Below are 18,035 nucleotides of genomic sequence, written 5' to 3'. Positions count from 1 at the left end.
AGCCCCGGTATGCTTAGGCGCCCAACTAAGCAGCGGTTTTGCGGTCTAGAATTCGCCCACTTATTTCAAGGAAACCTCCTACGTGAAATCCATCCTTGCCCTGCTAACTCTCGTGGCCTTGCCTGTCATGGCCGCTGAGCCGACCCTTTACGGTCGCTACGAATACATTCAACTGCCGGAAATCGGCGAGACCTTCAAGGCCAAGATGGACACCGGTGCGCTGACTGCCTCGCTGTCGGCCCGGGACATCGAGACCTTCACCCGTGACGGCGACGACTGGGTACGCTTCCGCCTCGGCGGCAAGGAGGCCACCAACAAGGTGTACGAGCACAAGGTCTCGCGCATCAGCAAAATCAAAAGCCGCGCCGACGAAGATGACGACAAGGACGAGGCTACCGTGGCCAAGCGCCCGGTGATCGACCTGGAAATGTGCCTGGGCAACGTCAAGCGCACCGTCGAGGTCAACCTCACCGACCGCAGCAGCTTCAACTACCCGCTGCTGATCGGCGCCAAGGCCTTGCGTGAATTCGGCGCTGCGGTGAACCCTGCTCGCCGTTACACTGCGGACAAACCGGACTGCTGACGGACCACCATGCCGCATATCCTGATTGTCGAAGACGAAGCGGCCATCGCCGACACGCTGATTTTTGCCCTGCAAGGCGAGGGCTTCACCACCACCTGGCTGAGCCTCGGCCAGGCGGCGCTGGCCCATCAGCGGCAAACCCCGGCGGACCTGATCATCCTCGACATCGGCCTGCCGGACATCACCGGCTTTGAAACCTGCAAACAGCTGCGGCGCTTCAGCGAAGTGCCGGTGATGTTCCTCAGTGCCCGGGACGGCGAGATCGACCGCGTGGTGGGCCTTGAGATCGGTGCCGACGACTATGTGGTCAAGCCCTTCAGCCCACGTGAAGTGGCGGCGCGGGTACGGGCGATTCTCAAGCGTGTGGGCCCCGGTGTCGCACCGGCGATGTTCCAGGTGGACCTGGAGCGCATGCAGATCAGTTACCGCGGCCAGCCCCTGAGCCTCACGCGCCATGAGTTTCGCCTGCTGCAAAGCCTGCTGGAGCAACCCGAGCGGGTCTTCAGCCGCGAACAACTGCTGGACGCCGTGGGCGTGGCTGCGGATGCTGGCTACGAGCGCAATATCGACAGCCACATCAAGAGCGTTCGCAGCAAATTGCGCACGGTGGCGCCTGACGCCGAACCCATCCAGACCCATCGCGGCCTGGGCTACAGCTACAGCCCGGGCAACAGCTGATGCGCCTGGGGATCCGGTTTTTCCTGGTGTACGCGCTGTTTATCGGCCTGACCGGTTACTTTGTGCTCAGCACCGTGATGAAGGAAATCCGCCCCGGCGTGCGCCAGTCCACCGAAGAAACCCTGGTGGACACCGCCAACCTGCTGGCGGAAATCCTGCGTGACGATGTGAAGAACGGCACCCTCGGCCAGAGCCACTGGCCCGAGCTGCTCAAGGCGTACGGCGAACGTCAGCCGGGCGCGAATATCTGGGGCCTGCCGAAAAACCAGGTCAACCACCGCATCTACGTCACCGACGCCAAGGGCATCGTGTTGCTGGACTCCACCGGCGAGGCGGTAGGCGAGGACTACTCGAAATGGAACGACGTGTACCTGACCTTGCGCGGCGAATACGGCGCACGTTCCACCCGCAGCGAACTGGACGACCCGGCCTCATCGGTGATGCACGTTGGCGCGCCGATCCGCGATAACGGGCAGATCATCGGCGTGGTCACCGTGGCCAAACCCAACAGCTCGTTGCAGCCCTATGTGGATCGTACCGAAGACCGGCTGCTGTGGTACGGCGCCGGGCTGGTGGGCCTGGGCCTGCTGTTCGGCGCTTTGTTGTCGTGGTGGTTGAGTGTCGCGCTGCGCCGGCTCACGGCGTATGCCCAGGCGGTCAGCGAAGGCCGGCGTGCCGAGTTGCCGCACTATCGCGGTGGTGAGCTGGAGCAACTGTCCACCGCCGTGGAACACATGCGCACCCAGCTGGAAGGCAAGGCGTACGTCGAGCGTTATGTGCACACCCTGACCCACGAATTGAAAAGCCCGCTGGCGGCGATTCGCGGCGCGGCGGAGCTGTTGCAGGGCGACATGTCCCGTGACCAGCAGCAGCGCTTCGTGGGCAATATCGACAGTGAAAGCGCGCGCTTGCAGCAGTTGATCGAGCGCCTGCTGAACCTGGCCCAGGTGGAGCAGCGCCAGGGCCTGGAAGACCAGGCCAGTATGTCGTTGGCGGCGCTGGTGGACGAAGTGCTCAAGGCCCAATGCGCGCGCATCGAAGGCGCCGGATTGCAGGTCGAACAGGCGATTGCAGTGGATGTGCAGGTGTACGGCGAGCCGTTCCTGCTGCGCCAGGCACTGGGCAATCTGCTGGAAAACGCCCTGGACTTTACCCCGTCCGGTGGCGCATTGCGGTTCAGCGCCCGGGCCCTGAATGACGGCATCGAATTCACCCTGTTCAACCAGGCCGAACCGATCCCCGAATACGCCTTGCCGCGTCTCAGCGAACGCTTTTATTCCCTGCCGCGCCCGGCCAGCGGGCGTAAGAGCACGGGCCTGGGGCTGAATTTTGTCGAGGAAGTGATGAAGCTGCACGGCGGTTCATTGCAGATCGGCAACGTGCCCGGCGGCGTGCAGGTCAAACTGCATCTCCACACAGTCTCCACATTCCCTTCATAAATCCCCCTTAAGCGCCGGCCAGACTCTCCCCCATCAAAACAGGGAGAGCTTCATGAACCGCAATCTGCTTTTCAAACTGGGCGCCATCGCGCTGCTGATCGTGCTGTTGTTGATTCCGTTGCTGATGATCCACGGCGTGATTACCGACCGTCAGCAGTTGCGCGACGACGTCTTGCAGGATATCGCCCGCAGTTCCAGCTACAGCCAGCGCCTCAGTGGCCCGGTGCTGGTGGTGCCGTATCGCAAGACCGTCCGGGAGTGGAAGCTCAATGAAAAGCTCAACGAACGCTACGAAGAAACCCGTGAAGTGCGCGGTCGTCTGTATTTCCTGCCGGAGCAATTTGCCCTCGACGGCCAGGTGCAAACCGAAGTGCGCGCCCGGGGCATTTACCAGGCGCGGCTGTTCCACGCTGACAACCGTATCAGCGGGCGGTTTGTGTTGCCGGAGCAGTGGGGTATCAAGGAGAACTTTGGTGATTACCAGTTTGACCCGGCGTATCTGGCGGTGGGTATCAGCGACATTCGTGGCATCGAAAACGCGCTGAAGCTGGAGCTGGGCAGCCAGCAACTGGCGTTTTCGCCGGGCACTCAAGTGGCGTGGCTGGGGGAGGGCGTTCACGTGATGCTGCCCGAGCAGGACAGCAAGAAGCCGTCACCTTTTGATTTCGCCTTCAACCTGCGCCTGCAAGGTACCGAGCAACTGCAAGTGGTGCCGGTGGGCAAGACCAGCCAGGTCAAGCTGGCGTCGAACTGGCCGCACCCGAGCTTTATCGGCAACTTCCTGCCGACCCAGCGCGAGGTCACCGCCCAAGGCTTTACCGCCAACTGGCAGACCACGTTCTTCTCCACCAACCTGGAAGAAACCATGGGCGGTTGCACCTGGGATCAGGTGTGTGATGACTTCAACAGCCGCAGCTTCGGCGTGAGTTTTATCGACCCGGTGGACCAGTACCTCAAGAGTGACCGGGCGATCAAATATGCGCTGCTGTTTATCGCCCTGACGTTTGCCGGCTTCTTCCTGTTCGAGGTGCTCAAGAGCCTGGCGGTGCACCCGATCCAGTACGCGTTGGTGGGGGTTGCCCTGGCGTTTTTCTACCTGCTGCTGTTGTCGTTGTCGGAGCACATCGGGTTTGGCCCGGCGTACCTGATATCGGCGGCTGCCTGTGTGCTGTTGATTGGGTTTTACGTCTGCCATGTGCTGCGCAGCGTCGCCCATGGCCTGGGGTTTTCGGTGGGGTTGGCGGCGTTGTATGGCTTGTTGTACGGGTTGTTGAGTGCGGAAGATTACGCGTTGTTGATGGGCTCGTTGCTGCTGTTCGGGTTACTGGGCACGGTGATGGTGCTGACCCGCAAGCTGGATTGGTATGGGGTGGGCAAGCGATGAGTCGGTCGTTGGGGTTGCGGGAGGATCAGCAAGAGGGCGCGCAATTGGTGGCGAGGATCAACGCGCTATTCCCTGTTGCCCGAGAGCTGTTTGTGGCGAGGGAGCTTGCTCCCGCTGGAGTGCGAAGCGCTCCCAGGATTTTTGGGGCCGCTGCGCAGCCCGGCGGGAGCAAGCTCCCTCGCCACAGAAGAGCCCTTGCAGTCGGTTAGGCCGGCGGCTGGGTCTGCAACATCGACGGCCGCTGACTCACCTCGGCATACCACGCCGCCAGCTTCGGATGGCTGGACCGCCACTGCATGTCCGGGTGGCGGAAATCCAGGTAAGCCAGCGCACAGGCCACGCTGATCGCCGCCACATCAAACGGCCCGGTCAGTTCGGTGATGGCGTCCTGTTCCAGCATGTCGAGGGCGCGGCGGATCTTGTCGCGCTGGCCTTCCAGCCACAAGTCCCAGTGTTTTTCCACCGGGCGCATGGCGGTTTCGTAACGCACTAGCACGGCGGCATCCATGATCCCGTCGGCGGTCGAGGCCAGGGTCAGGCGTCGCCAGCGGGCCGGGCCGTCTCGGGGGATCAGCGGGGTGCCGGTGTGTTGGTGGTCGAGGTAATCGAGGATCACCCGGCTGTCATGCAGCGCGTTGCCGTCGGCCAGGCGCAGCGCGGGGATCTTGCCCACCGCGTTGTCCAGGATCACATCGGCGTCGGGCGCGATCGGTGTCGGCATGCAGGCGTGCAAGGTCACGCGGTCCAGTTGGCCGGTCTCGTGCAACAGCACCCGTACCTTGCGCACAAACGGCGAGGCGGGGTTGTGGAACAACGTCATGCTGGGGATGGACATGGGCATTCCTCGGAAAAGGGCAGCGCTAATCTATCTCAACGCTTGAGCAACGCCCAGCTGCCAATTACCGCCGGAATACCTAGCCCGACCCAGCTCAACGAATCCCACAACCCGTCCCCCAGCAACGCCGCAAACAACCCGGCCGCGCTCAGCAGCCCGATGGCCAGCGGAATGCCAAACACCTTCCAGAAACTCGACTGCCGCGGCTTCATGACTTGGCCGCCTTGCGCCGTACCTGCCACAGGTACACGCCGCTGCCCAGGACGATGATGGTCAGCACGTCCAGCACTGCCCAGAGGATCTTCATCGGCATGCCGCCGTAGTCACCAAAGTGCAGCGGCTGCGACATGCCCATGGCGTCCATGTACCACGGCCGTTCGGCGATGGCGGTGACGTGCAGGTTGCTCGCGTCGATCAGCACTGGCGTCAGCAGGTGCGACGTCAGGTGGGTGCTGCCTTTCATGAACACCGCGTAGTGATGCTCGCTGGAAAAGCGCGTGCCGGGGAATGCGATAAAGTCCGGCTCCATGCCGGGCGCGGCCTTGGCGGCGATTGTCAGCAGGTCGGTGGCGGGCGCGCGCAAGGTCAGTGGCGGGGCGTTCTTGTAGGGTTCGATCATCGCGCTGAGGCTGTCGGTGCGCCAGGCCGCGATGATCAGGTCGGCGCAGGCGCTGATCACGCCGGTCACGCCCACCACCAACGCCCAGGTCAGGGTGACGACGCCGATCAGGTTGTGCAGGTCGAGCCAGCGCAGGCGCGTGGATTTGTCCTGGCGCACGGTGGCGAACTTCAGCCGACGCATGAAGGGCAGGTACAGCACCGTGCCGGAAATGATCGCCAACACAAACAGGATGCCCATGAACGCCAGCAGCAACTTGCCCGGCAGCCCGGCGAACATGTTGACGTGCAGGCGCAGCAGGAACATCGTCAGCCCGCCGTTGGCCGAAGGGGTTTCCACGGCTTCGCCGGTGCGGGCGTCGAGCATGAAGGTATGGGAAGAATTGGGTTCGGTGCCGGCAGTGGCGGCCATGATCGCGATCACGCCGTTCTTGTCGTCTTCGTCCCAGGCGAGGTACTGCATGGCTTCGCCGGGGCGATGGGCCTGGGCTTTGGCCACCAGTTGTTCGAGGTTCAGCTGCGGGGTGTCGGCGGGCATTTGCGCCAGCTCGGGCTCGTTTCCCAGCAGGTGATCGATCTCGTGGTGGAAGATCAACGGCAGGCCGGTGAGGGCGAGCAGCAGCAGAAATACCGTGCAGACGAGGCTGGTCCAGGTGTGGATGAAGGACCAGCGGCGGATGGTTTTGCTTTTCATTTTCTAGCCTTCAGACACACCGAAGCCGCCCATAAGGGCGGCCTGGTTGTTAACTCAGTCGATTACCACTGGTAGGTGGCACTGGCGACCACGCTGCGTTGGTCGCCGTAGTAGCAGTAGGAGGCATCACAGGTGGAAATGTAGTCCTTGTCGAACAGATTGGTGGCGTTGAGCTTCACCGATGCGCCTTTGAGGCTGTTGTTCAGACGGCCGAGGTCGTAATGCACGGAGGCATCGAACACGGTGTAGGCGTCAGCCTTGCCCAGCCAGGTGTTGCCCTGGTCGCCATAGGTGTTGCCGGTGTAGCGGGCGCCCGCGCCGACTCCGAAGCCGTCGAGCACGCCAGAGTGCCAGGTGTAATCGGTCCACAGGGAGGCTTGCTGGTTGGGCATCAGTTGCAGGCGGTTGCCTTTGTATTGGCCTTTTTGTACCTCGGACTTGGCCAGGGTGTAAGCGGCGATGACCTTGAGGTTCTCGGTCACGTCAGACACCGCTTCCAGCTCCAGGCCCTTGACCTTCACTTCGCCGGTCTGGTTGGTGATTGACTGGCCACCGGCCCCGAAGCTGGTAACCAGCACGTTCTTTTGGGTCAGGTCATACACCGCGGCACTCAGCAGAGTATTTGAGCCAGGCGGCTGATACTTGACCCCGAGTTCCCATTGCTTGCCTTCAGTGGGTTTGTACGACTCGGTCGGCGAAACGCTGGCGTTGCTCGCTGGCTGGAAGGATTCGGCGTAGGAGAGGTACGGCACGAACCCGGAATCGAACACATAGCTCAGCGCCGCGTTGCCACTGAAGTTCTTGCTGCGGTCGGTATTGGTCGCGTCGTTCTTGTTGAAGTATGTGGTGCCTTGGTGCACCCAGTCTTCACGACCGCCCAGGGTCAGGCGCCACTTGTCCAGGGCCATCTGGTCCTGGGCATAAAGGCCGGTCTGGATGGTTTTCTGGTTGTAGTCGTAATACGCCGTGGAGCGCGCCGGGCGCACCACCGGCTTGGTGTTGACCGGGTTGTAGAGATTGACCGTCCCGCCGTCACCGAAGATCGACAGATACGAGGTGTCGGTGCGCTGATGATCCAGGCCCAGCAGCAAGGTGTGGGTGATGTCGCCCGTGGCGAAGTCAGCCTGGAAATTGTTGTCGACGGCGAACTGGCCGATGTTTTCGTCCACGTTGGTCGACGAGCGGCTGGTGTTGCCTTCGGCATCAATGGTCGAGTATCCGTAGGAACCGACGGTCAGTTGCTGGAAGGACAATTCCGATTTGGTGTAGCGCAGGTTCTGCTTGAACTGCCAGGTATCGTTGAAGCGATGTTCAAAGGCATAGCCCAGTGCGTAGTAGGTGCGGTCGTAGTACTCGTAGTCCGGATCGCCGAGGTTTTTGTGATGAGATATGTCGCCCAGTGGCGAGTGGATCTTGGTGCCTACAATCGGCAGGAACTGACTGGTGGCGCCGGTATCGTCACGAGTGAACTGCGACAGGAAAGTCAGCTTGGTGTCGGTGTCGATATTCCACGTCAGGCTGGGCGCGATGTTGTAGCGCTTGTTGTCGATGTGATCGACCTGAGTGCCGGCATCGCGCACCACGCCGCTGAGTCCGTAGAGAAACTGGCCTTCATCATCGATCTTGCCGGTGCTGGCGAAGTTGATCTGGCGATAGTTGTCGCTGCCGTATTGCACCTGGATGGCATTGCTCGATTCAGCGCTGGGGCGGCGACTGACCATGTCCAGCAGGCCGCCCGGCGGGGTCTGGCCATAGACCGACGAAGCCGGCCCGCGCAGCAGCGCGAGGCGGTCGAGGTTCCAGGTTTCGGCTTTCGGGTTGGCATACACGCCGCGAGGCAGCGGCAGGCCGTCGAGAAACTGGGTGGGTTCGAAACCGCGAACACGCATCCAGTCGTAGCGGGTGTCGCTGCCATAGCTGGCGGACACGATGCCGGGCATGTACTTCACGGCGTCATCCAGGTTCTGGACGTTGCGGTCCTGCATTTGCTCGCGGGTGGCGACAGAAATCGAGCGCGGCGCTTCGACCAGCGCGGTATCGGTCTTGGTGCCAGCGGCGGTGCGAGTCGCCAGGTAACCCTCCACCGGCCCCCATGCACTTTCCGCATTGGCCTGCCCGGTAATGCTTGTCTCCGGCAACGCCACAACCCCATCCGGAATCGCTACCAGGCTGAACGTGCCCGCGCTGCTTTGCTCCAGCTGCAAACCGGTCCCACGCAACGCTTCACGCAACGCACCCTGCGCATCGAATTGGCCCTTCACCGGTGCAGACGTCTTGCCCGACGCCAATCCAGGATTCAGCGTCAGCGCCAAGCCCGCCTGGCTGGCGATCTGGTTCAGGGTGGTGGCCAGCGGTGCTGCCGGCAGGTTGTAGGCACGCACGCTGGAGGCCTGTTCGGCTGCGATCAGCTGGGTGCTGGCCAGCGGGGCGCTGAGGGCAATGGCCACGGCTAACAGGCTGGGGCGCAACAAGGTGTCTAGCGTGCGGGACATACGGCGGCTCCTGAATGGAAATATTTCTCAATTGCCTATGTGCCGAACGAGATGCAAAAAGTGATAGGGCTGAATGAAAATAATTTCTATTGGGTTGCAGGCTTGCCGGAAACCGTCACCCACCACGGCGTGTGCTGCTCGACTTGCACGGGCAAGGTCGGCAGCAACGCGTTCAGCGCCAGGTTGGTGTCGTGCAGCGGGAAGCTGCCGGTGATCCGCAGGTCGGCCACCTGTTTATCCACACCCAGGTACCCGGTGCGGTAGCGGCTCAGCTCAGCAACCACATCGCCGAGGCGCGCGTTGTCCACCACCAGCATGCCGCGTGTCCAGGCGTCGGTGCCGGGGCTGACGGCGAGCATTGGGCCGAGGCCGTCGCGGCGCATCAGCACTTGCTGGCCTTCCTTGAAGATCTGCTCCTGAGGCAGCGCCTCGGGTTGCGCGCCAACGGCAGACTGCAACACGCTGAGGCGCGTGCCGTCTTCTTCGCGCTTGACGATAAACCGCGTGCCCAGGGCGCGCAGGCTGCCTTCGCGGGTTTCGACAAAAAACGGGCGGGCGTCGTTGTGGCCGGTTTCGACGAGGATCTCGCCTTCCTGCAACACGATCACCCGGCGTTTCTCGTCAAAGCGCACGTCGATGGCGCTGTGGGTGTTGAGGTTGATCACGGTGCCGTCGGCCAGCTTCAGGGTGCGCTGTTCGCCGGTGGCGGTGCGCTGGTCCGCCAGCCAGTAGTCGAACGGCACGTAGCGCTGGCCGGCGAACACCACCAGGCCGCATACCAGCACCACACTGGCCAGGCCGCTGCCGAGCTTGCGCACGCGGCGGCGAATACCTTCGCGCGACTGCAGCAGCGCCGCACGGGCAGGGCCCGAGGCCACGCTGAAACGCTGATCGAGCATGCCCAACTGGCGCCAGGCGCGGGCGTGTTCTTCATCACTGGCCAGCCATTTGGCGAACTCTTCCTGTTCTACGGCGCTGCCGTCGCCCGAGTCGAGGGACAACTGCCAGGCAATCGCCGCGTCGAGCACCCGTGCCGACACCGGTTTGGAACCGACCTGGCTCACAGCGGCTCGCCATACAGGGCGATGTAGCACTGGCGAATGCCCTGGGCCAGGTATTGCCGCACACGGGGCACGGAAACCCCCAGGCGCTGGGCGATTTCGGCGTGGCCCATGCCATCGAGGCGGTTATAGAGGAAGGCCGCGCGGGCTTTGCTCGAGAGTTTGCCCAGCAGGCGGTCGATGGCCTTGAGGTCTTCGAGGATCAGTTGCTGTTCTTCCGGGGACGGATGTTCGCTTTCCGGGATCAGCATCAGTTCAGTGAGGTAGGCCTGTTCCAGCGCTGCGCGACGGAAGTAATCGAACAACAGGCCCTTGGCGATGGCCACCAGAAACGCTCGGGGCTCGCGGGGTTCGCGCAGTTCTTCACGGCCCAGCAGGCGCATGAAGGTGTCCTGGCTCAGGTCTTCGGCACGGCTGGGGCAGGCCACGTTGCGTCGCAGCCACGCCAACAGCCAGCTGCGATGGTCGCGGTACAACGCGCCAACAAGCTCACTGTGGGGACTTTGGATTGACGACAAGGCGACACCGATCGGAAAGTTTAAACTAACGAGAATTATTCGCGATTGTGGCAGAGGCGTCGTACGGGTGCAATTGGCGTTGGTCGGGTGATGGCACTGTGTTTAAAAAGACGGGGCTTGTTTGCGACGTTTCCACTGGCCAAGGCGCTCCTGCAAGGCTTTGGGGCTGTCGATCTGCTGCTGTCTTGCGCGGCTGAACAGAATCAACATCAACTCCGCCGTGGCCAGCGCATCCGCACTCGCATGGTGACGCTCGCCCACCTGCAGCTTGAAATGCCCGATCCAGTCATCCAGCCCGGCTTCGCGGATGTTCGCGTCGGGACACAGCAGCGGGGCGATGTCGGCCACGTCCAGGAACGGGTGGTTCAAGCGATAACCCAGGCTGTCCTTGAGGGCCCGGCAGAGCATGTGTTGATCAAAGGGCGCATGGAACGCCAGCAACGGGCTGTCGCCGACAAACGCCATAAAGTCCATCAACGCTTCAGCCGGATCACTGCCCGCTGCAATGGCGCTGGGCCCCAGGCCGTGGATCAGCACGCTGGGGTTGAGCTTGGTTTCGGCCCGTTGCAGGGTGCGTTCGAACAGTTGGGAGAAGTCCACCGCGCCGTCTTCGATCACCACCGCGCCAATCGACAACACCTGGTCACGATTGAGGTTCAGGCCGCTGGTTTCCAGGTCCACCACCACCCAGCGCTGGTCTCGCAACGAACCGTCCCCCAGCGCCCGGGGTTTTGGCAGTTGCTCGACCCGCCGCTGTTGCGCTGCGTCCAGGCCCGGCTTGGTGGCTTTGCGCAACCAGCCAAACAAGCTCACAGCTGGTACCGCAGGGTCAGGCTGCTTTGCAGGCGTTGGGCCTGGCGCAGGGACTCACGCAGGATGCGCCGGTCCAGGTGGTTGAGGCTGTCGGGGTCGACGCGGTTGGAGTAGGGCAGATTCTCGCGGGTTTGCAGCTGGTGCTGTTGCATGCGGGTTTGCTGGATAAAGTGGTAGGCCTCTTCATAGGCCGCGCCGTCCAGGCGTTCGATGACTTCCTTGGCCACCAATTGGCGCAAGCGCTCCAGGGTGTTGATAGCACTGATGCCATTGGCCAGGGCCAGCAGCCGGGCACCGTCGACAAAGGGCGTGAGGCCTTGCACCTTGAGGTCGAGTGTCGCCTTGTCGGCGCCTTTGCGTGTCAGCACGAAATCCCGGAAACGCCCCACCGGCGGGCGCTGGCGCAACGCGTTCTCGGCCAGCATGCGCTGGAACAAACGGTTGTCCGCCACCTGATCGAGAATGCCCTGGCGCAATTGCTCGCACCCGTGTTCATCGCCCCACACCACCCGCAAATCAAAATAGATGCTCGAACCCAGCAGGTTCTCCGGCGTGGCCTCGCGAATAAACCCGGCAAACCGCCGCGCCCATTCCGCCCGGGACAGGCACAGCTCCGGGTTGCCGGCCATGATGTTGCCCTTGCACAGGGTAAAACCGCACAGCGCCAGGCTCTGGTTGATCTGTTGCGCCAGGGGCAGCAGGCGGCCACGAATCTCGGCGGCTTCAGCGGCGTCTTTGGCTTCAAACAGAATGCCGTTGTCCTGGTCGGTATACAGCGTCTGCTCGCGGCGGCCCTCGCTGCCGAAACACAGCCAGCTGAACGGCACGCCGGGGCCGCCCTTGTCGGCCAGGGTCAGCTCGATGACGCGGCACACCGTGTGATCGTTGAGCAAGGTGATGATGTGGGTGATCTGCGTGGAGGACGCCCCGTGAGCCAGCATGCGCTCCACCAACTGGCCGATTTCGCCACGCATCGCCACCAGGTTTTCTACCTTTGGCGCGTTGCGGATAGTCCGGGCCAGGTGCACCAGGTCGACCCGTTGCAGGGAAAACAGGTCACGTTCGGACACCACGCCACACAGGCGCTGATCCTTGACCAGGCACACGTGGGCAATATGCCGTTCGGTCATGGCGATCGCGGCGTCGAAGGCGCTGTGGTCCGGCGTGAGAAAGAACGGCGCCTGGGTCATATGGCGCTCGATGCCCTGGTTGAAATCGCTGGTGCCATCGGCCACCACCTGGCGCAGGTCCCGCAGAGTGAAAATCCCCAGGGGCGCCTTGTGCTCATCGACGATCACGATGCTGCCCACTTGCTGCTCGTGCATCTGCGTGACCGCTTCGCGCAGGGGCGTCAGCGGGCTGCAGGTCACCGGGTGGCGCATGGCCAACTCGCCCAGGCGGGTGTTCAGCGAATACTGGGTGCCGAGGGTTTCCACGGCTTTTTGCTGGACTTGCTGGTTGACCTGATCCAGCAGGCTGCTCACCCCGCGCAAGGCAAAGTCGCGAAAGGCACTGGAAAGCGCGAACAGCTTGATAAAGGCCGGCTTGTTCAGTTGCAGGCAGAAGGTGTCTTCGGCGGCTTTATGCTCGGTGCGGGTCGCCCGCTCGCCCAGCAACGCGGCCAGCGGGAAACATTCACCCGTGGTGATTTCAAAGGTGGTTTCTGTGGAATCCGGCCGCTCGCCGACCACGCGCCCCTGCTTGACGATATAAAAATGCTCCACCGGCCCGCCCGACGGCTTGAGAATGCTCTCGCCGGGGCCGTAGAAGCGCAATTGGCACTGCTCTACCAGAAATCCCAGGTGGGCGTTTTCCATCTGGTTGAACGGCGGGAAACGTTGCAGGAATTGCAGGGTGCCGTGGATGTTCTGCAACACAGCGGTTTTTCCCGCTTGTGTGAAAGCATCAGCTTTACTCATACCTATGACCGCAGTTTTTTTGTCGTTATCGTGCCTCATGGTCGACTCCTGCGCTGCGGGTGCCCATTGGACGTAAGTCTAGGTAGCGAATTGTCCTCAACGACTAGGGAAAAACCTTACATGAATATCGTCCAAACCCCGTAGAACGCCCACTAGGAAAACTTTCCGACGAAGTGCACATTGTTCGCCCTTCCGGCGATGTCTGAGTTCTGTGCTGGGAGATTGATCAGAACTGCCGAGAAACGTATGTCCGACCACGATATTTTGAGTGACGCCGAGCGCGAGGCCCTGAGCGCTGTTATGCAGGAGCCTGATTTACCGCCACAACGGGTTTTGATCGTGGATGACGACAAGGACTCTCGCGAACTGTTGGCGGAAATTCTTGGCCTGGACGGCATTCGTTGCATGACCGCAGACAGTGGCGAGGCGGCGTGGGACTTGTTGAGCTCCAGCACCTCCATTGGCTTGCTGATCACCGACCTGCGCATGACCCCGAGCAACGGGCTGCAATTGATTCGCCAGGTGCGCGGGTCTACCCGGGCGGCGCTGCCGATCATCATCATGTCGGGGGACGCTGAAGCGCCGGACGTGATTGATGCCATGCATTTGAGCGTGGTGGACTTCTTGCTCAAGCCCATTGATAGCGCAAAGCTGGCGAAGATGGTGAAGCGGGAGTTGGGGATGGTGCAGTAAAATCCGGTGACCAAAAAAAAGCCCTGATCGGAAAATCAGGGCTTTTTCGTTTCCAGCGCTTGATTACAGGCCGTTTTTGGCCTTGAACTCCCGGCGCCGACGGTGCAACACCGGCTCGGTGTAGCCGTTCGGCTGCTTGGTCCCTTCAACTACCAACTCCACCGCCGCCTGGAACGCGATGTTGCTGTCAAAATCGGGAGCCAGCGGGCGGTACAGTGCGTCACCGGCGTTCTGACGGTCCACCACCGGCGCCATGCGCTTGAGGCTTTCCATCACCTGGGCTTCATTGACGATGCCGTGGCGCAGCCAGTTGGCAATGTGCTGGCTGGAGATACGCAGGGTGGCGCGGTCTTCCATCAGGCCGACGTCGTTGATGTCCGGCACTTTCGAGCAACCCACGCCCTGGTCGATCCAGCGCACCACGTAACCGAGGATGCCCTGGGCGTTGTTGTCCAGTTCGTTGCGGATTTCTTCGTCGGACCAATCGGTGTTCTGGGCCAGAGGAATGGTCAGGATGTCGTCCACCGAAGCGCGTTCGCGCTTGGCCAGTTCGGCCTGGCGGGCGAATACGTCAACCTTGTGGTAATGCAGCGCGTGCAGCGCGGCCGCCGTTGGCGACGGGACCCACGCCGTGTTGGCGCCGGCCAGCGGGTGAGCAATTTTCTGCTCCAGCATGGCGGCCATCAGGTCGGGCATCGCCCACATGCCTTTACCGATTTGTGCACGGCCTTGCAGGCCGGTGCTCAAGCCGATATCGACGTTCCAGTTCTCGTAGGCGCCGATCCATTTTTCAGCCTTCATGGCAGCCTTGCGCACCATCGCGCCAGCTTCCATGGAGGTGTGGATTTCGTCGCCGGTGCGGTCGAGGAAGCCGGTGTTGATAAACACCACGCGCTCGCTGGCCGCCTTGATGCAGGCCTTGAGGTTGACCGTGGTGCGGCGCTCCTCGTCCATGATCCCGACTTTAAGGGTGTTGCGTGGCAGCTTCAGCACGTCTTCAATGCGGCCGAACAGCTCGTTGGTGAACGCGGCTTCTTCCGGGCCGTGCATTTTCGGTTTAACGATGTAGACCGAACCGGTGCGGCTGTTCTTGCGGCTGGTGTTGCCGTTGAGGCTGTGGATCGCCGACAGGCTGGTGAGCAGGCCGTCGAGAATGCCTTCTGGTACTTCGTTGCCGTCTTTGTCGAGGATCGCGTCGATGGTCATCAAGTGACCAACGTTACGCACGAACAGCAGCGAACGACCGTGCAGTGTCACGTCTTTACCGTCTGCGCCGGTGTACACACGGTCGGCGTTCATGGTGCGGGTAAAGGTCTTGCCACCCTTGGCGACTTCTTCCGACAGGTCGCCTTTCATCAGGCCGAGCCAGTTGCGGTAGATCACTACCTTGTCATCGGCATCGACGGCGGCGACGGAGTCTTCGCAGTCCATGATGGTGGTGAGGGCGGCTTCCATCAGCACGTCTTTCACGCCGGCGGCGTCGGTCTGGCCGACCGGGGTGCTGGCGTCGATCTGGATTTCGAAGTGCAGGCCGTTGTGCTTCAGCAGGACTGCGGTCGGCTTGGCAGCATCGCCCTGGTAGCCGATCAACTGGGCATCACTGCGCAGGCCGCTGTTGCTGCCGCCCTTGAGGCTGACCACGAGCTTGCCGTCGACGATCTTGTAGCCGGTGGAGTCCACGTGGCTGCCGGCAGCCAGAGGCGCGGCTTCGTCGAGGAAGGCGCGGGCGAAGGCGATAACCTTGTCGCCACGCACCTTGTTGTAGCCTTTGCCCTTTTCGGCGCCGTCGGCTTCGCTGATGGCGTCGGTGCCATACAGCGCGTCATACAGGGAGCCCCACCTCGCGTTCGAGGCGTTGAGGGCGAAACGGGCGTTCATCACCGGCACGACCAGCTGCGGGCCGGCCATGTGGGCAATTTCTTCGTCGACGTTTTGGGTCGATGCCTGGAAATCCGCGGCTTCTGGCAGCAGGTATCCGATATCTTGAAGGAAGGCTTTGTAGGCCACCGCGTCGTGGGCCTGGCCGGCATGTGCCTGGTGCCAGGTGTCGATCCGCACTTGAAAATCGTCGCGTTTGGCGAGTAGGGCTTTGTTCTTCGGCGCCAGGTCGTGGATGACCTTGTCGGCACCGGCCCAGAACTGGTCGGCGGTAATGCCGGTACCAGGAATGGCTTCGTTGTTCACGAAGTCGAACAGGACTTTGGCGACCTGCAGGCCACCGACTTGAACGTGTTCAGTCATTGCTTGCCTCACTCTGCGGAGCTTATGCGCTTTTCAGCTTTTCAATTTACCAATGAAGCCTCTGGCCATGTAAACCGCGAATACGCCGCACCAGTACATGCCGATGAAGGCGGCTGGGCGGGCTGCGTCGCGGTGCGTGGTTGCCTTGGCAGACATCGACCTAACGTTATGTAGTGCGCGATTGGGCATACTACATGATGAGTTGCGGTTGTGAAAATTAGACTAAATACGTCGTTTAGCGACCCACTTTGGTTATACGGTCACAGTGGGGTACGGGATGTTCTCAAAAAACTATTAGATTGTTCCAGATAAATATAAAAATGGTACACGATTTGTTTTCGTGCCTACCTGAGTCCACCTTGATAGGTGCGAGGGGAACACCTGGTTCCTACCTGATTTTCATAAGAAGAGGACGACACCATGGACCATCTCGTACTGACTGTCATCGCCCCGGACAAACCCGGCGTGGTCGAACGCATCGCCCAATGCATCGCGTCCCACGGCGGCAACTGGCTGGAAAGCCGCATGGCGCACATGGCCGGGCAGTTTGCCGGGATTTTGCGCGTGAGCGTGCCGGCGGAAAACCGTCTGGATTTGATTGGGGCGCTGGAAGACTTGTCCACTCACGGCATTCGCGTGCTGCTGGGGGAAAGCAGTTCGGTCGCCGCCAGTGAGTCGCAACCGATCGCCATGGCGCTGGTGGGCAATGACCGGCCGGGAATTGTTCGCGACATCACCGCGCTGCTCAGCAAGCAGGGCGTCAACCTGGAGCGCTTGATCACAGACGTGCGTCCGGCGCCGATGAGCAGCGACCTGTTGTTTCACGCCGAAGCCTTGCTGGCGGTGCCGTTGACGCTGCCGTTGGAGACGTTGCAGGCCGCGCTGGAAACCCTGGCGGATGACTTGATGGTGGAACTGGAACTACGCAGCGAGGAATAGTTGCCCACAAGGTTATGCATGGAAATCTTGCATGGGCCTGTGGATAACCTGTAGAGACCCGCGTCCAGCCCGCGCGGGCCGTGGTTCTTCGCCGGTTGAGCAAAAAACGAGCAGTTTCAAGGGCTTGTGCACAAACGCCGGGGACCAGGCTGTGGATAACCTTGGGGTGAATGGCTGCAAGCCACGCCGGCTATGGCTTGCAGGGGTTTGTACGTTATTTGATCAGTTTTTCCGCACGGTCAGCCAGGCGTCGAGGCTGTAGACCACCAGGCCGGCCCAGATAAAGCAGAAAGCGATCAGCGTGGCGGGCGCCAGGTGTTCGTTGAACAGCAGCACGGCTTCCAGCAGCACCAGGGTGGGCGCCACGTATTGCAGGAAGCCCAAGGCGGTGTAGGGCAAATGCCGCGCGGCGGCGTTGAAACACACCAGCGGGATCAACGTCACCGGGCCTGCCGCTACCAGCCACCACGCCTCCGAGGTGCTCCAGAACGCCATCTGCGCGCTGTGGGCGGACGGATTGAACAGCAGCCATGCGATGGCAATCGGCACCAGCATCCAGGTTTCCACCACCAGTCCGGGCAATGCCTTGACCGGCGCCTGCTTGCGGATCAACCCGTAGAAACCAAAGGTCGCGGCGAGTACCAGCGACACCCACGGCAGGCTGCCGACTTGCCACACCTGTTGCGCCACGCCGACCGCCGCCAGGCCCACGGCCACCCATTGCAGGCGGCGCAGGCGCTCGCCCAGGATCACCATGCCCAACAGCACGTTCACCAGCGGGTTGATGTAATAACCCAGGCTGGCCTCAAGCATGCGGCCGCTGTTCACCGACCACACGTACGTCAGCCAGTTACCCGCGATCAAGGTGCCGCTCAGGGCCAGGATCGCCAGGCGCTTGGGGTTGTCCCGCAGTTCACGAAGCCAGCCCGGGTGTTTCCAGACCAGCAGCAGCAAACTGCCGAACAGCGCAGACCACAGCACGCGGTTAACGATGATTTCTGCGGCGGGAACGCTGGCGATGGCTTTGAAGTAGATCGGGAACAGGCCCCAGATGACGTAGGCGCTCAGGCCCAATATGTACCCGCGACGGGGGTTGGCGGCTTGCATGCAGAATCCTTGCTTAGGCAG

16 protein-coding genes are annotated in these 18,035 nt (G+C 61.8%); 6 read left to right on the top strand and 10 right to left on the bottom strand.

Annotated elements, in window-relative coordinates; all coding sequences use genetic code 11:
* The first annotated feature begins 82 nt into the window (after window positions 1-82).
* The 4 genes from rloA2 to creD are packed head-to-tail and all read left to right on the top strand — an operon-like array spanning window position 83 to window position 4,084.
* On the top strand, window positions 83-583 hold the full coding sequence (gene rloA2, locus MUM_RS0104470) for a retropepsin-like aspartic peptidase RloA2 (protein ID WP_010167475.1): 501 nt from the start codon (window positions 83-85) through the stop codon (window positions 581-583).
* Window positions 584-592: 9 nt separating this feature from the next.
* The gene (gene creB, locus MUM_RS0104465) at window positions 593-1,261 is read left to right on the top strand and encodes a two-component system response regulator CreB (RefSeq protein ID WP_010167473.1); all 669 of its coding nucleotides are present in this window, start codon (window positions 593-595) and stop codon (window positions 1,259-1,261) included.
* Window positions 1,261-2,700, top strand: a complete 1,440-nt coding sequence (creC, locus tag MUM_RS0104460; RefSeq protein WP_010167471.1) for a two-component system sensor histidine kinase CreC — start codon at window positions 1,261-1,263, stop codon at window positions 2,698-2,700. Before creB ends, creC begins: the two co-directional genes overlap by 1 nt.
* Window positions 2,701-2,752: 52 nt before the next feature.
* Window positions 2,753-4,084 (top strand): cell envelope integrity protein CreD, encoded by a 1,332-nt coding sequence (gene creD / locus MUM_RS0104455; protein WP_010167469.1) that lies wholly within the window; start codon window positions 2,753-2,755, stop codon window positions 4,082-4,084.
* Between the two features lie 205 nt (window positions 4,085-4,289).
* On the opposite strand, the gene MUM_RS0104445 is transcribed toward creD, so the two are convergent.
* The 8 genes from MUM_RS0104445 to MUM_RS0104410 form a co-directional block, all read right to left on the bottom strand.
* A complete protein-coding gene (locus tag MUM_RS0104445; protein ID WP_010167465.1) occupies window positions 4,290-4,919 on the bottom strand; it encodes a glutathione S-transferase in 630 nt (209 codons plus the stop codon).
* Between the two features lie 35 nt (window positions 4,920-4,954).
* Window positions 4,955-5,131, bottom strand: coding sequence for a hypothetical protein (locus tag MUM_RS1000000134565; protein WP_010167463.1), 177 nt, complete (start codon window positions 5,129-5,131; stop codon window positions 4,955-4,957).
* Window positions 5,128-6,231, bottom strand: a complete 1,104-nt coding sequence (locus tag MUM_RS0104435) for a PepSY-associated TM helix domain-containing protein (protein ID WP_010167460.1) — start codon at window positions 6,229-6,231, stop codon at window positions 5,128-5,130. Before MUM_RS0104435 ends, MUM_RS1000000134565 begins: the two co-directional genes overlap by 4 nt.
* A 62-nt stretch (window positions 6,232-6,293) precedes the next feature.
* A complete protein-coding gene (locus MUM_RS0104430; protein ID WP_010167458.1) occupies window positions 6,294-8,723 on the bottom strand; it encodes a TonB-dependent siderophore receptor in 2,430 nt (809 codons plus the stop codon).
* Window positions 8,724-8,809: 86 nt separating this feature from the next.
* Window positions 8,810-9,787, bottom strand: coding sequence for a FecR domain-containing protein (locus tag MUM_RS0104425; protein WP_010167455.1), 978 nt, complete (start codon window positions 9,785-9,787; stop codon window positions 8,810-8,812).
* Window positions 9,784-10,302, bottom strand: coding sequence for an RNA polymerase sigma factor (locus tag MUM_RS0104420; RefSeq protein WP_010167452.1), 519 nt, complete (start codon window positions 10,300-10,302; stop codon window positions 9,784-9,786). Before MUM_RS0104420 ends, MUM_RS0104425 begins: the two co-directional genes overlap by 4 nt.
* A 102-nt stretch (window positions 10,303-10,404) precedes the next feature.
* A complete protein-coding gene (locus tag MUM_RS0104415) occupies window positions 10,405-11,115 on the bottom strand; it encodes a 3'-5' exonuclease (protein ID WP_010167450.1) in 711 nt (236 codons plus the stop codon).
* Window positions 11,112-13,034, bottom strand: coding sequence for a putative nucleotidyltransferase substrate binding domain-containing protein (locus MUM_RS0104410; protein ID WP_010167448.1), 1,923 nt, complete (start codon window positions 13,032-13,034; stop codon window positions 11,112-11,114). Before MUM_RS0104410 ends, MUM_RS0104415 begins: the two co-directional genes overlap by 4 nt.
* Before the next feature lie 246 nt (window positions 13,035-13,280).
* Between MUM_RS0104410 and MUM_RS0104405 the strand changes: the two genes are divergently transcribed.
* On the top strand, window positions 13,281-13,727 hold the full coding sequence (locus MUM_RS0104405; RefSeq protein WP_010167446.1) for a response regulator: 447 nt from the start codon (window positions 13,281-13,283) through the stop codon (window positions 13,725-13,727).
* Window positions 13,728-13,790: 63 nt separating this feature from the next.
* Here the strand turns inward: MUM_RS0104405 and MUM_RS0104400 are convergent, their stop codons facing one another.
* Window positions 13,791-15,968, bottom strand: coding sequence for a malate synthase G (locus tag MUM_RS0104400; protein ID WP_010167444.1), 2,178 nt, complete (start codon window positions 15,966-15,968; stop codon window positions 13,791-13,793).
* 420 nt (window positions 15,969-16,388) lie between these two features.
* On the opposite strand from MUM_RS0104400, the gene MUM_RS0104395 reads away from it, so the two are divergent.
* Window positions 16,389-16,907, top strand: coding sequence for a glycine cleavage system protein R (locus MUM_RS0104395; protein WP_010167442.1), 519 nt, complete (start codon window positions 16,389-16,391; stop codon window positions 16,905-16,907).
* Window positions 16,908-17,129: 222 nt separating this feature from the next.
* Here the strand turns inward: MUM_RS0104395 and rarD are convergent, their stop codons facing one another.
* On the bottom strand, window positions 17,130-18,014 hold the full coding sequence (gene rarD / locus MUM_RS0104390; RefSeq protein ID WP_010167440.1) for an EamA family transporter RarD: 885 nt from the start codon (window positions 18,012-18,014) through the stop codon (window positions 17,130-17,132).
* Between the last annotated feature and the right edge of the window lie 21 nt (window positions 18,015-18,035).

It is taken from the genome of Pseudomonas sp. PAMC 25886 (genome assembly GCF_000242655.1).
Classification (GTDB): Bacteria; Pseudomonadota; Gammaproteobacteria; order Pseudomonadales; family Pseudomonadaceae; genus Aquipseudomonas.
The sequence above is the reverse complement of the archived record's forward strand: the minus strand, read 5'-3'. Positions and strand labels throughout refer to the sequence as shown.